General features: G+C 63.2%; 12 protein-coding genes. 5 read left to right on the plus strand and 7 right to left on the minus strand.

The features are described 5' to 3' along the window. Positions 1-9 precede the first annotated feature (9 nt). Both galE and FAZ69_RS04785 read left to right on the plus strand, forming a co-directional pair. Positions 10-1,032, plus strand: a complete 1,023-nt coding sequence (gene galE, locus FAZ69_RS04780) for a UDP-glucose 4-epimerase GalE (RefSeq protein ID WP_136892790.1) — start codon at positions 10-12, stop codon at positions 1,030-1,032. A gap of 496 nt (positions 1,033-1,528) precedes the next feature. Then, the gene (locus tag FAZ69_RS04785; RefSeq protein WP_169708562.1) at positions 1,529-1,753 is read left to right on the plus strand and encodes a SymE family type I addiction module toxin; all 225 of its coding nucleotides are present in this window, start codon (positions 1,529-1,531) and stop codon (positions 1,751-1,753) included. A gap of 102 nt (positions 1,754-1,855) precedes the next feature. Here FAZ69_RS04785 and FAZ69_RS04790 read toward each other — a convergent pair whose 3' ends face one another. Both FAZ69_RS04790 and FAZ69_RS04795 read right to left on the minus strand, forming a co-directional pair. Beyond that, positions 1,856-2,191: a hypothetical protein gene (locus FAZ69_RS04790; RefSeq protein WP_136892792.1), complete on the minus strand. Its 336-nt coding sequence runs from the start codon at positions 2,189-2,191 to the stop codon at positions 1,856-1,858. Between the two features lie 12 nt (positions 2,192-2,203). Next, on the minus strand, positions 2,204-2,830 hold the full coding sequence (locus FAZ69_RS04795; RefSeq protein ID WP_136892793.1) for a 2OG-Fe(II) oxygenase family protein: 627 nt from the start codon (positions 2,828-2,830) through the stop codon (positions 2,204-2,206). A 420-nt stretch (positions 2,831-3,250) separates the two neighbouring features. Between FAZ69_RS04795 and FAZ69_RS04800 the strand changes: the two genes are divergently transcribed. Beyond that, positions 3,251-3,916: a CPBP family intramembrane glutamic endopeptidase gene (locus FAZ69_RS04800; RefSeq protein WP_169708558.1), complete on the plus strand. Its 666-nt coding sequence runs from the start codon at positions 3,251-3,253 to the stop codon at positions 3,914-3,916. A gap of 842 nt (positions 3,917-4,758) precedes the next feature. Here the strand turns inward: FAZ69_RS04800 and FAZ69_RS04805 are convergent. The 4 genes from FAZ69_RS04805 to FAZ69_RS04820 form a co-directional block, all read right to left on the minus strand. Then, a complete protein-coding gene (locus FAZ69_RS04805) occupies positions 4,759-5,595 on the minus strand; it encodes an ABC transporter permease (RefSeq protein WP_136892795.1) in 837 nt (278 codons plus the stop codon). Between the two features lie 22 nt (positions 5,596-5,617). Beyond that, on the minus strand, positions 5,618-6,889 hold the full coding sequence (locus FAZ69_RS04810) for an ABC transporter permease (RefSeq protein ID WP_439654744.1): 1,272 nt from the start codon (positions 6,887-6,889) through the stop codon (positions 5,618-5,620). Positions 6,890-7,020: 131 nt separating this feature from the next. After that, positions 7,021-8,067 carry an ABC transporter substrate-binding protein gene (locus FAZ69_RS04815; protein WP_136892796.1) on the minus strand — a complete coding sequence of 349 codons (1,047 nt, stop codon included), beginning with the start codon at positions 8,065-8,067 and terminating at the stop codon, positions 7,021-7,023. A gap of 83 nt (positions 8,068-8,150) precedes the next feature. Next, positions 8,151-9,266, minus strand: coding sequence for an ABC transporter ATP-binding protein (locus FAZ69_RS04820; protein WP_136892797.1), 1,116 nt, complete (start codon positions 9,264-9,266; stop codon positions 8,151-8,153). A 151-nt stretch (positions 9,267-9,417) separates the two neighbouring features. Between FAZ69_RS04820 and pdxR the strand changes: the two genes are divergently transcribed. Both pdxR and FAZ69_RS04830 read left to right on the plus strand, forming a co-directional pair. Beyond that, complete coding sequence (pdxR, locus tag FAZ69_RS04825; RefSeq protein ID WP_136892798.1) at positions 9,418-10,944, plus strand: MocR-like pyridoxine biosynthesis transcription factor PdxR; 1,527 nt, start codon at positions 9,418-9,420, stop codon at positions 10,942-10,944. 69 nt (positions 10,945-11,013) lie between these two features. Next, the gene (locus FAZ69_RS04830) at positions 11,014-12,120 is read left to right on the plus strand and encodes an MraY family glycosyltransferase (RefSeq protein WP_136892799.1); all 1,107 of its coding nucleotides are present in this window, start codon (positions 11,014-11,016) and stop codon (positions 12,118-12,120) included. 59 nt (positions 12,121-12,179) lie between these two features. On the opposite strand, the gene FAZ69_RS04835 is transcribed toward FAZ69_RS04830, so the two are convergent. Continuing rightward, on the minus strand, positions 12,180-14,072 hold the full coding sequence (locus FAZ69_RS04835; protein WP_136892800.1) for a polysaccharide biosynthesis protein: 1,893 nt from the start codon (positions 14,070-14,072) through the stop codon (positions 12,180-12,182).

Here is a 14,072-nt window from a genome sequence, read left to right on the forward strand (position 1 = left end):
AGAACGGCAATGGCGGACAAGGGCACGATTCTGGTGACGGGCGGAGCGGGCTACATCGGATCGCATACGGCGGTCGAATTGCTGGCGAGTGGCTACGACGTCGTCGTCATCGACAATCTCGTCAACAGCAATCGCGAAGCGGTAAGGCGCGTCGAGCAGATCGCCGGCAAGCCGGTCGCCTTCCACGAAGCCGACGTGCGCGACGAAGCCGCGCTCGCGCGCATCTTCGATGCGCATCCGATCACGGGCGCGATTCACTTCGCGGCGCTCAAGGCGGTCGGCGAATCGGTCGCGAAGCCGATCGACTACTACCGCAACAACATCGGCAGCCTGCTCGTGCTGCTGGAGACGATGAAGCAGCGCGACGTCAAGCAGTTCGTGTTCAGCTCGTCGGCAACCGTGTACGGCGTGCCGGAAAGCTCGCCGATCGACGAGACGTTTCCGCTCTCAGCGACCAACCCCTACGGCCAGACCAAGCTGATCGCCGAGCAGATCCTGCGCGATCTCGAGATCTCTGATTCCGATTGGCGCATTGCGACGCTGCGCTATTTCAACCCGGTGGGCGCGCACGAGAGCGGCTTGATCGGCGAAGACCCGGCCGGCGTGCCGAACAACCTGATGCCCTACGTCGCGCAAGTGGCGGTCGGCAAGCTCGCGAAGCTGCGCGTGTTCGGCAGCGACTACGAGACACCCGACGGTACCGGCGTGCGCGACTACATCCACGTGGTCGATCTGGCGCGTGGGCATATCGCGGCGCTCGATGCTTTAACGACGCGCGATGCGAGCTTTGTCGTCAATCTCGGCACCGGTCAGGGCTACAGCGTGCTCGACGTGGTGAAGGCGTTCGAAGCGGCGTCGGGGCGTCCGGTGCCGTATGAGCTCGTCGAGCGGCGTCCCGGCGACGTGGCCTCGTGCTACGCGAATCCGGCCGCCGCCGCCGAAGTGCTCGGCTGGCACGCCGAATACGGCATCGAGCGCATGTGCCAGGATCACTGGCGCTGGCAGGAAAAGAATCCGCACGGGTTTGCCTGAAGGCTGTTCTTGCCGTTCAGGTTGTCGTGCAACTTTGATTTCGCAGCGTTCCGTATAGTCCGTCCCTCCCCGGGACCGGGGTCACTTTTGTCCTTGCCAAAAGTAACCAAAAGCGCGTCCTCGCCGGACGGCCTCGCCCGGAGGCACTCAACACTGTTAGAGCCGAAGTACCGAGTGCAGGCGTGGGAAACCGTTGTCGCGCGACGTACGTCCCTTCAGTACGCGGCACCGAATAGCGCAGTTTCGAAATAAATCGAAGCTATCGATTGGGCGGCGCTCCATCCTTTCTTCGCCTTCCGGCCGTACCGCCTCCCTCTGTCGAACGGACAGGTTGATCGGATGACTGACTATCCATACAGTGATTCGATGACTTCCGATAAACCCAATCGCTTACACAGGAGGCACACGCATCTGATGCCGTAAACGCAGCGCGGGCCGTATGGGCGGCAACCCGTACGACCCGCTGACCACCATCAACTCTGTACAGGAGTCGACTATGGCTGACGCCAATCTTACCTCACGTCCCGCTCACCCCGAGCGCCGCGTCACGATTCAGCAATCCCGTCGCTGGCGGCCCTATTCGCCTCGGCCCCGTAACGGCCCGCCCCTCATGCTCTGGTTCAAGCTCTCCGGGCGATGGCTCGAACACGCCGGTTTCAAACCCCATCAGCAACTCAAGATCGAAGTCCAACAAGAACGGCTTGTGATCACGCCCGCGTAAGTGATCGCATAGTCAGCGAACCCGGCGCGCCGGGTTCGTCTCCCCGCTGCTCTCCGAGGGAGGAGAATTTAATCTGCCCTGGCATCAAGGCAACAGAGCTTGTTAGATTTTGGGTATCCGCATTTCGTGGTCGATGTCGACAAACTCTCCTGCGTTGCGGAAATTAGGGCGCTGACTGTGCGTGGCTCGACCGGTTGAATCCGCAACCCATCTCGGACGCTCGACCGCGTGCCGCATTAAAGGCAGGTCCCAAGTGCAGAGCGGCCATTCGTCCAGTGCGATATTGGTCCTTTCGGCGATGAACGCCGCCGTATCGGCGTTGCCCACTGAATCTGCCGCATCGATTTCGCGATTTGCGCGCGATGCAGTTTGGGCGATGACAGAGGTATAAGTCGCACCGCGCTGACTTTCCGGGCGAAGGCTTGCGGTTGCCGACATCGCGTTCCAATTTCACCAGAGCGGTGGGCTCATGGTGGTGTCATAGTCAGCAAACATGATGTTGAAGCTGACGCTCACGCGTGCTTGCGCACTTGTGTTCGCCGACACCGAATGCGGTAGCCAGGCTGGAAACAGCAACAACGTGCCTTCGCTGACTGGCAATACCACCTGATCGGTGTTGTAAGCCGTCAACTCAGTCACGGGCGGACGAATGACGGTCGTCTGTGGGCGCGGATCATGAAAATTGATCGTGTCGGCACCAGCTTGCGAGCGCAGGTAATACACGCCGCTCAGGAAATTGTTGGGATGGCTGTGCATCGCGTGTGTCCCGCCTGGATCCAGCACATTGACCCAGCATCCGGTAATGTGAAATGGGGCATCTGCGACTTTGAGAAACGTGAGTACGTCGCGCGCAGCCCGTCCGATATGCGCGATCAACTCAGAAAACTCCGGCCTTTTATGTTGCTGGTGACCAGATTGCCACGCGGCGCCGTTACGGATGCCGCTGCCGCTGCAGATTAAGGTGTCGACGTACGCCATCAGCTCACGATCAAGCGGCTCGTAGCACTCCTGCTCGAGGAGACGCCGCCAAACGAAAGTCGGGAAAAGTCGGACGATATCCGGAGCGGAGGCTTCCATTGCCGGTTGCGCAACGCGCTAGTCGAGACGCTCATCCATCACTATAGGCGTGGAACAGCCGTTTCCGGAATGAAGCGGACGCTTGAATAGCCAAGTCGCGGTTGCAGCGAATGTCGCGTTCTGGCCGAGGCTGTGTGAAAACGCAAAAGTACTCGGTTTTCAGGTGTCGCTTTACCCTTCCCGAACTGCTGCCAAGCCATTACAGCGCGATCTGAAGGGTCGAATATCCAGAACAGCACATCCGACACGCGTTTTCACACAGCCTCGACCCCAAACCGCCGTCTACGACGGTCGGCTGTTGAGGAAGGCTGGTAGCATACCGGGAAGTTCACGACTATCCCGGGCAACTTATCGTCGCCCGGTTTACGTATCGTACAGAGAACGGGGGATCTACCGATGTGGCCAAACGGTCTGGGGCTCATGCTCTACAACGGGGCGAGCGGGCTCATCTACTACTCCAGCATGGCTGCTCGCGTATTCGTCAGCAACGCGGGCTTAATCACAACGATCGCAATTGGCGGATATTTTTTCCCCGAGGAAACTGTGGCCGGGGTGGTCGGTGCCGTGGCGATACGTGGTGCGAACTGGATAACGAAAAAAGTCGATCCCGAGCATAGAGTTCATATCGCCACAGGCATCGATCGGCTCCTCTCTCACATGCCGAACTATGTCAGCGTGAACTACATCAGAGCGTCGCGCGTGATCGCACGTCCGCAAGGATACGTCAGTACCGGGATAGCGAACACCCCGCAATTGAGTTGGGTTAACGAAAGCCTTGCCACGGAACTGTTGTCACCGTTCCTGGAAGAATCGATTTTCCGGGTGGGTGTTCAGGAAGGGCTGGCTCTCGGTTTGATGGCCGTCGGCGTACCTCGACCGGCAGCAAGTTTCCTGTCGGGCTCGATCTCGGCGTCGCTCTTCGCGGGTGCGCACAACGCCAACCCTGACAGCGATCAGTATCGCGACACGATCATTGCGGGAATCGGGTTCGGCGTCATGATGTATTTGCACGGCCTGCCCGCCGCAGTGGTCGCCCATTCCACGTACAACGCGGGCGACCGGCTGGAAGAGTTTTTCAGGCATTAACGACGGCTTTGTAGCGAGCTTGCGGCGACGCGAATGACTGTTTCTGGCCGAGCCTGTGTGAAAACGCACTGATCGCCTAGACTGAATCAACGCATTCAGACTGGGTGACTCATGAAGCGATTCGTTGAAGGCGATGACCGCAAGCAGGTTTCACTTCTTCCCGAATGCATCGACGACTACATCGGACAGGACAACCCGGTCAGGATCGTAGACGTCGAACCTCGCACATGGGCCTCAAAGCCCCGCGCGCCGCGGTCTGCGCCTCGCGCATGAGCTTCAAACCTTCGCGTGCCGCGGTCCGAGCCTCGCGCATGAGCTTCAACCCCTCGCGTGCCGCGGTCCGAGCCTCGCGCATGGGCCTCAGAGCCTCGCGCGCCGCGGTCCGAGCTTCGCTCATGAGCCTCAAAGCGTCGCGCGCCACGGTCCAAGCCTCGCGCATGAACCTCAAACCCGACTGAACGGAAGGTCGGGCCCAAGAGGGCGGATTGAGGTTTTGTGGCGCATGCGTCGCAAGACGAGCCTTTTCAGACGCTTCCCGACCGCCGACATGGGTTTGATTCGAAGCCGAGGCAACCACGAGCCGCGTGCGCTTCGGCCGTTCGTCGTGCGGAGACGCTGGAACCCAAAGACCGCTACCGCCAACAGGACTGAGTGCTAACGGGCCAAGGCCGTCCGCCCAGGACGCGCTTTTGGTTACTTTTGGCAAGGACAAAAGTAACCAAAAGCGCGTCCTGGGGAGGGACGGACTAAACGGACCGGCGCGAATTCAAAGTTTTCGCGAAAACCTCAAACTTCCGATCCATCAGAACGACAAGCACCGTTAGAGAACCGAAGGCAAGCGATCAAGCAATCGCCCGCGCCGCGTTACGCCCGCGCAACCATTCGAGCGCAAGCAGCAAGCAAGTCGAGAACACGATCAGGATAGTGGCAAGCGCAGCGATAGTAGGGCTGATGTTCTCGCGAATGCCGGTGAACATCTGACGCGGCAAGGTGACCTGATTCGCACCTGCGAGGAACAACGTCACGACCACTTCGTCGAACGACGTCGCAAACGCAAACAGCGCCCCTGAAATGACACCCGGCGCGATCACGGGCAGCGTGATCCTGAAGAACGTCGACACCGGATTCGCCCCCAGCGACAAACTCGCGCGCACGAGATTGTGATTGAAGCCCTGCAGCGTCGCGCCCACCGTCGTCACGACGAACGGCACCCCGAGCGCGGCATGCGCGAGTATCAGGCCCACATAGGTGTTGGCGAGCCCGAGCGGCGCGAAAAACAGATACATCCCGACGCCCACCACCACGACCGGCACGATCATCGGCGAGATCAGCACGGCCATCAGCAGGCCCTTGCCGCGAAAGTTCGCCTTGGAAAGACCGATCGCGGCCAGCGTGCCGAGCACCGTCGCGACCACCGTCGCGGACGGCGCGACGATGAAGCTGTTCTTCGCCGCCATCCGCCATTCGTCGGACGCGACCAGGTTCTGGTACCAGCGCAGCGACCAGCCCGGAATCGGATACACGAGAAACGTGCTCGACGAAAACGACAACGGCACGATCGCGAGCACCGGCAGGATCAGGTACAGCAGCGTGAGCACGCACAGGCCGCGCAGCGCGAAATACCAGGCGCGCTCGGCAAGCGACATATGCGGCGCGAACATCGGTCGAGAGAATTTCATCGATTGGCCCTTTAGCGATCGTTCAGCCGAGGCTCAGGCTCGAGCGGGTGAAGCGTCCATACACGACGTACAGCACGAGCGTCGCAGCCAGCAGCAGGCCGCCCAGTGCGCACGCCATGCCCCAGTTGATCGTGACGTTCGTGAAATAGGCGACGTAGTAGCTCACCATCTGATCGTTCGGCCCGCCCAAGAGCGCGGGCGTGATGTAGTAGCCGATCGCCAGGATGAAGACGAGCAGCGCGCCCGCGCCGATGCCCGGATAGGTCTGCGGCACGTACACACGCCAGAACGCCGCGAACGGGTGGCTGCCGAGCGACACCGCCGCGCGCTGATAGCTCGACGGAATCGACTTCATCACGCTGTACAAAGGCAGGATCATGAAGGGCAGCAGGATGTGCGTCATCGAAATGTAGACGCCCACGCGGTTGAACAGCAGCGCGAGCGGATCGTGAATCAGCCCGCTGCCGATCAGCGCCTTGTTGACGAGCCCTTCGCTTTGCAGAATCACGATCCACGCGGCGACGCGCACGAGGATCGACGTCCAGAACGGGATCAGCACCAGGATCATCACGAGGTTCGCGCGGCGCTCGTCAAGCGTCGAAATCCAGTAGGCGAGCGGATAGCCGAGCAACAGGCAGAACACCGTCACCGCTGCGCTGATCGCGAACGTCCGGCTGAACACGGTGAGGTAGATCTGCTGATCCGGGTCGCTCGGCGCGATATGGCCGAACGCATCCTGCCTATGGTCCAGCGACGCGAGCAGATAGAACGGCGAATACGCGCTGCCGTTCTTGGCGATGGCCTGCCAGTACGCGACATCGCCCCAGCGCGAATCGAGCTCGACCAGCTTGGCCCGGATTTGCGCGGGCGGCAGCGCGTGGCCGGCATCGTCGTTGAGCGGCATCGCGCGCGCCGTCTTCGCGGCGAGCGAGCGATAGCCTGGAATTTCGGTGTTCAAGCGGCGCGCCAGCGCACCGAGCACTTCGCCCTCTTGGTTCGCGGTGAGGTCGGCCGCGAGCGCCGCGTAGGCGGCGTCGCCCGGCGGCGACTTGCGGTCCCAGCCGCGCAGCGCGTCGACCGTATGCGGCAATGCGGTGGCGATCTCGGGGTTCTGCACGGCGCGCGTCAATAGCGCGCCGATCGGCACGACGAAGATCAGCAGCAGAAAAATGGCCAGCGGCGCGACGAGCAAGAGCGCCATCGTGCGCTTTCTCGCTTCCGCGGCCTTCAGCTCGCGCTTGAGCTTGTGCGCCGACGCTGTCGTCGAATCGGCGGCGATTGTCATCGTGCTCACTCCCCTCTCCTGTGTCGATCAGAGTTAGCGCTTCAGCGCTTACTCTGATCCCATGCTGAGGTTGCTTGGAGTTCGTGCTTCAGCACTTACTCCAAGCCCTCAGCGGCCAGCCGCAGTTAGCGCTTCAGCGCTTACTTCGCGGCCCACGAGGCGAAGCGCTGCTCCAGCTCGTCGCCGTGGTCGTTCCAGAACGTCAGGTCCTGCAGCACCGCGTTCTTGCCGTTGGCCGGCGAGTTCGGCAGGTTGGAGAGCGTCTTCGCGTCGAGCGACTTGACCGCGGCGACGTTCACCGGCCCGTACGCGATATGCTTCGCGTAGTCCTGCTGCGGCTTCGACGACAGCGAGTAGGCGATGTACTTGACGGCCAGATCCTTGTTCGGCGTGCCCTTCGGAATCGCCCAGTAGTCGAGGTCGTAGATGCTGCCGTTCCAGACCACCTTCAGGTTCTTGCCTTCCTTCTGCGCGGCGTCGATGCGGCCGTTGTACGCCGTCGACATCACGACGTCGCCCGCCACCAGGAACTGCGGCGGCTGCGCGCCGGCTTCCCACCATTGGATGTTCGGCTTGAGCTCATCGAGCTTCTTGAAGGCGCGATCCTGGCCTTCCTTCGTCGCGAGCACCTTGTAGACGTCCTTCGGCGCAACGCCGTCGGCCATCAGCGCGAACTCGAGGTTGTAGCGCGCGCCCTTGCGCATGCCGCGCTTGCCCGGGAACTTCGAGACGTTCCAGAAATCGGCCCAGCTCGCCGGCGCGGTCTTCAGCTTGTCCGCGTTGTAGGCAAACACGGTCGACCACACGAAGATGCCCGCACCGCACGTTTGCGGCGCTTCGGGAATCAGGTCGCCCTTCTTCGCGATCTTCGACCAGTCGAGCTTCTCGTACAGACCTTCGTCGCAGCCGCGGCCAAGATCGCCCGACTCCACTTCGACGACGTCCCAATTCACGTGCTTCGCTTCGACCATCGCCTTGACCTTGGCCTGCTCGCCGTTGTACTCGACGGCCGTCACCTTGGTGCCCGACTCCGTTTCGAACGGCTGGTTGAACGCGGCTTTCTGCGCGTCGCCGTTCGCGCCGCCGAAGTTGACGACGGTCAGCTCCGCCGCGCCGGCCTGCGCCGCGGAGAATGCGAGCGCCATGCCGGCAGCCAGTGCACAGCGCGATTTTCCGATCTTCATCATGATGTCTTCCTCTTTTGTGTGGTGATGCGCCAAATAGGGTGGAACGGGGTTGTCATGCCGCAGCGTCGAGGCGCCTGTGCGGCTCAGGCTGCCTCGGCGAAGATGCGCAGATGCTCTGCCGCGAATTCGAGGGATACCGGTGCGCCGGGGGCGAAGGCATCGAGCGCATCGGTGCCGAGCGGCACCTTCACGAAGCATTCGTCCTGTTCGCGCACGCCGCAACGCATGCGCACGTGATCGCCGAAATAGATCAGGCTGCGCGCTTCGCCGTCGAGCGCATTCGCGCTGCGTGATCCGTTCGACGCGCCGTTTGCGCGGCTCGCGAGCTTCATCCGCTCCGGGCGAATGCAGGCGACAGCCTTTGCTCCAGCGCGCGCGCCGCCGATATTGCGCCCGACGAGACGCGTGCCGTCGAGCAGATGGAACTCGCAGAACTCGCCGTCGACGTTCGCGATCGTGCCGCGCAGCCGGTTGCTGTCGCCGATGAAGTTCGCGACGAACTCGTTGCAGGGCGACTCGTACAGCCGGTCGACGGTATCGAGCTGCTGCACGATGCCCTTGTCGAACACGGCGACGCGATCGGACATCGTCAGCGCCTCGCCCTGGTCGTGCGTCACGTAGACGAACGTGACGCCGAGCTTCTCGTGCAGCGATTTCAACTCGTACTGCATGTGCTCGCGCAACTGCTTGTCGAGTGCGCCGAGCGGCTCGTCCATCAGCACGAGCTTCGGCTCGAACACGAGCGCGCGCGCCAATGCGATGCGCTGCTGCTGCCCCCCGGACAGTTGCGCGGGGTAGCGCTTCGCGAAACTTTCCATGCGGACCATCTTCAACGCGTGATTCACGCGATGGGCGCGCTCGTCGGCAGGACACTTCCTGACGGTCAGCGGATAGGCGACGTTCTGCTCGACGGTCAGGTGCGGAAACAGCGCATAGTTCTGGAACACCATGCCGATGTTGCGCTTGTGCGGCGGCACGGTATTGAGCAGCGTACCGTCGAGCCAGATCTCGCCGCCGGTCGGGAACTCGAAGCCGGCCAGCATCATGAGGCAAGTCGTCTTGCCGGAGCCCGACGGCCCGAGCAGCGTCAGGAATTCGCCCTGATAGATGTCGAGGTCGAGCTGCTTGACGACGAGCGTCTCGCCGTCATAGGTCTTGCGCACGCCCCGAAAGCTGACAATCACATCTTCCGTCTTCATCGTCCAAGTCTCCTTCCGCATTCCTTTCAGGGTATTCCCTAGCTTTCGACCGGCTCCATCGAAAACGAAGCCAGGCAGCAAACATGGGAGCCACTATAGACGGTCACGGTTCTACAATACGGAACCATTTCAATATTCTGGATAGAACCACTTGGATACGGTGATCTTGTCGGACTGGCTCGCCGCCCAGCTCGACCGGGGCGCAGCCGAGCCCGGCTACCGGCAGCTGCTGCGCCTCATGCAGCAGGCGATCCTGACGGGCCAGCTCGCGCCGGGCACCAAGCTGCCCAGCTCGCGAACGCTCGCGACCGATCTGCGGATCGCGCGCAATACGGTCGTGCACGTGTACGACCAGCTCACGGCCGAAGGCTACGTGCTCTCGTCGACCGGCAGCGGCACCTATGTCGCCGATACGCGGCCGGACACCGCTGCGGTCAACGCGCGCAAGCTCGCGCCCGATCCGGATCTGCCGGCCTCGACAGCCTCACTGGCCGCGCCGGCCCGCTGTGAAAGAGGCGACCTGTCGGCGCGCGGACAGCGCCTGATCCACAAGGCCGGCGTGGCGCCGAAGCAATGGGGCGCCTTCATGCCGGGCGTGCCCGACGTCGCCGAGTTCCCCGCGCGCACCTGGAGCCGCCTGCAGGCCAAGCTCTGGAAAGACGCGAATCCCGACCTGCTGACCTACGCGCCGGGCGGCGGCTACCGGCCGCTGCGGCGCGCGTTGTCAGACTATCTGCGCGTGGCCCGCTCGGTCAAATGCACGCCGGACCAGATCATCATCACGACGGGCATCCATCAATCCATCGATCTCGCCGTGCGCCTCCTGACCGACGTCGGCGACCGCGCGTGGGTCGAGGAACCGTGCTACTGGGGCGCGCGCAGCGTGCTCGAATCGCTGGGCGTGAGGCTCGTGCCGGTGCCGGTCGACGACGAAGGGCTCAACCCGCGCGAGCACGACCTGCAGGACCCGCCGCACCTCGCGCTCGTGACGCCGTCGCACCAGTATCCGCTCGGCATGGTGATGTCGCTCGCGCGCCGCCGCACCCTGCTCGAATACGCCCGCCAGCACAGCGTGTGGATCATCGAGGACGACTACGACAGCGAATTCCGCTATGGCAGCCGCCCGCTCGCGTCGCTTCAAGGCCTCGACGACGCGGGCCAGGTGATCTACGTCGGCAGCCTCGGCAAGATGCTGTTCCCGGGCTTGCGCATCGGCTACATGATCGCGCCCGAGCATCTGGTGGACCGGTTCCGCACCGGCGTCGCCGAGCTGTATCGCGAGGGTCAGCTGATGCATCAGGCGGTGCTGGCGGAATTCATCATGGACGGCCACCTGACCTCGCACGTGCGCCGCATGCGCGCGCTGTACGGCGAGCGCCGCCAGATCCTGATCGATGCGATCACCGCGCACTTCGGCGCCGAGCTGCCGGTGATGGGCGACGAGGCGGGCCTGCACCTCGTGCTCGGCCTGCCCGGGCACGCGAACGACCGCGAGGTGACGGCGGCCGCCTACGACGCGGGCGTAATCGTGCGTCCGCTCACGGCCTACTACCACAGCGAGGCGCACGTGAGGCAAGGCTTGCTGCTCGGCTATGCCTGCGTGCCGAACGAACGGATCGGCAAAGCGTTTTCGGCGCTTGCCCAGGTCATCGAAAAGACGATGGTGGCGTGCCCGTGAATATTGCCCGGCAGGGTGGGTGACGACGATTCGTTTGTATAATTCGGCGTCCGTTTTCAGGCCATTTCAATGCTTAGCTTCGCGCTTGGTTTTCTCGTTTCGCTGCTGATCACGCTCTTGATCGTGCGCTACGCGCATCTGCACGAAAAATTCTCGACCGATACCGATCTTGCCGGCGTCCAGAAATTCCACGCCCGGCCCGTGCCGCGCGTGGGCGGAGTCGGCATCCTGTGCGGGCTCGTCGTGGGCGCGGTGCAACTGCACCCTGCCTATCCCGCGGTCTCGGGCGGCATCCTCGGGCTCATCGCCTGCGGCATTCCGGCGTTCGCGTCGGGCTTGATCGAAGACTTGACCAAGCGCGTATCGCCTCTCGCGCGCCTCGTCTGCACGATGGGCGCCGCCGCCCTCGCCTATTTCGCACTCGATATCGCGGTCACGCGCATCAGCGTGCCGCCGCTCGATTTCCTGCTGTCGTATGCGGTCATCTCGTGCGTCGTGACGGTGCTCGCCGTCGCCGCGCTCGCCAACGCGATCAACATCATCGACGGCTTCAACGGCCTCGCCTCGATGGTCGCGTTCATGATGTTCGCGTCGCTCGCCTACGTGGCGTTCCAGGTGCACGACCCGATCGTGCTGTCCGCGTCGTTCATCATGATGGGCGCCGTGATGGGCTTCTTCATGTGGAACTTCCCGGCCGGCCTGATCTTCCTCGGCGACGGCGGTGCGTACTTCATCGGCTTCATGCTCGCCGAACTGTCGATCCTGCTGGTGATGCGGCATCGCGACGTGTCCGCGTGGTATCCGGTGCTCCTCTTCATGTACCCGATCTTCGAGACCTGCTTCTCGATCTACCGGAAGAAGTTCATTCGCGGGATGTCACCGGGGATTCCGGACGGCGTGCATCTGCACATGCTCGTCTACAAGCGGCTGATGCGCTGGGCGGTGGGCGTGCGCACGGCACGTGAGCTGACGCGGCGCAATTCGCTGACGTCGCCCTATCTGTGGCTGCTGTGCCTGGTCGCGGTGATTCCGGCGACGCTGTTCTGGCGCCACACCGTGCATCTGTTCTGCTTCGTGGTCTTGTTCGCGGTGACCTATGTCTGGCTCTACGTCAGCATCGTGCGGTTCAAGTCGCCAAGGTGGCTCGTGTTTCGCAGGGGGCATCACCGGACATGAAAAAAGGCGCTTCGAGCGCCTTTTTTTACGACCTTCACTCCCATTCTCGAGCCGTATCGTCATGCCGTGCCCGACATGGCGCGGCCAGCCGGCGTCGACACACTTTGCAGCACCGGCGCCGTCGTCGACTGATACTCGGGCACCCAGCGGCGCAGATCGCGGCGCACCTCGTCGTCGGACAGCACGCGATGCTGCATCAGCCACGGCAGCAACTCATCGAGCAGATGGTCGGGCACCTCACGCGCGCGCGCGATGCGCAGCTTCGGATGCGGCGTGCGCGTGGTGGTCTCGTCATCGGCGAGCAGTTCCTCGTAGAGCTTCTCGCCCGGACGCAGCCCCGTGAAGACGATCCGGATCTGCTCCTCGCTATAGCCGTAAAGGCGAATCAGGTCGCGCGCCAGATCGACGATCTTGACCGGCCGCCCCATGTCGAGAATGAAGATCTCGCCGCCCTGCCCCATGCTCGATGCTTGCAGCACCAGCTGCGACGCCTCGGGAATCGTCATGAAGAACCGCGTGATTTCCGGATGAGTGACCGTGACCGGACCGCCCTTGCCGATCTGCTGCTGGAACTTGGGGATCACGCTGCCCGCGCTGCCGAGCACATTGCCGAAGCGCACCGTTTCGAACTGGGTGTGCCCGCTCGTCTGCTGCATCGCCTGGCACGCCATCTCGGCCAGACGCTTGCTCGCGCCCATGACGTTGGTCGGGTTGACGGCCTTGTCGGTGGAAATCAGCACGAAGTGCTTGACGCTGTGCCGGATCGCCGCGCGCGCGACGCGATAGGTGCCGAGCACGTTGTTGCGCACCGCCTGCCAGGCGTTCAACTCCTCCATCAGCGGCACGTGCTTGTACGCGGCGGCGTGGAAGACGATGTGAGGCATGTAGCGCGACATCGTCGTGTCGAGCAGCAGCGAGTCTTTTGCGTCGCCGACGATCGGCACCACCGGGAGGTCGGGGAAGCGCTCCTGCAGCTCCTCGGCGAGCCGGTACATCGCGAATTCGGACAGATCGTAGGCGATCAGCTGGGCCGGCGCGAAGCGCAGGATCTGGCGGCACAGCTCCGAGCCGATCGAGCCGCCTGCGCCCGTCACCATGACGACGCGGCCGTGCAACAGCGCTTCGACGTGCGGCATGTCGATCTTGACGGGGTCGCGGCCGAGCAAGTCCTCGAGGTCGATCTGGCGCACCTGCGAGAGCACCCCCTGGCCCGGCGCGAGCGTGGTGAGCGCGGGCAGCACCATCGCGCGCACGCCGGCGCGCACGCACAGCGTGGCGACGCGGCGCTGGGCGTCGACCGAAGCCGACGGAATCGCGATGATCGCGTGCTCGGCGCGCAGCGTCGCGGCCCAGCGCGAGAGCTCGCGGATCGGGCCGAGAACCTTGTGGCCGTAGATTTCGCGGCCTTGCTTGGCGGGGTCGTCGTCGAGCAGGCCGACGAGACGCCATTCGCCGGAACGCGCGAGCTCGCGGGCCAGGCTCGCGCCGGCACCGCCGGCGCCGAGCACGATCACGGGCTTGCCCTGGCCGACGAGGCCGCCGTACAGGTAGAACTCCTTGGTGGCGCGGTAGATCGCGCGGGCCCCGCCCATGGTGAGGAACAGCAGGATCGGGGAGACGATCAGGACAGAGCGCGGAACGATCGGCTTCGGCTGCACCATCACGGCGGCGACCATGACGACGATGCCGCCCGTCACCACGGCCTTGGAGATGCGCATCAGGTCGGGCAGGCTCGCGAAGACCCACATGCCGCGGTAGAGGCCGAAGACGCGGAACATCAGGCCGTAGAGCGGCAGCACCCAGATAAGCGCGTGTAATGCGCCATACCAGAAATCGCCTGGAATCGCGCCATTGAAGCGAATCAGATAGGCGACGAGCCATGTGCCCAGGACAGCGCATAAATCGAACAGAAAGGCGCTGAACGACAGCCACGAGGCTTTGAGTCGAAACAT

The organism is Trinickia terrae (genome assembly GCF_005144415.1).
GTDB lineage: Bacteria > Pseudomonadota > Gammaproteobacteria > Burkholderiales > Burkholderiaceae > Trinickia_A > Trinickia_A terrae.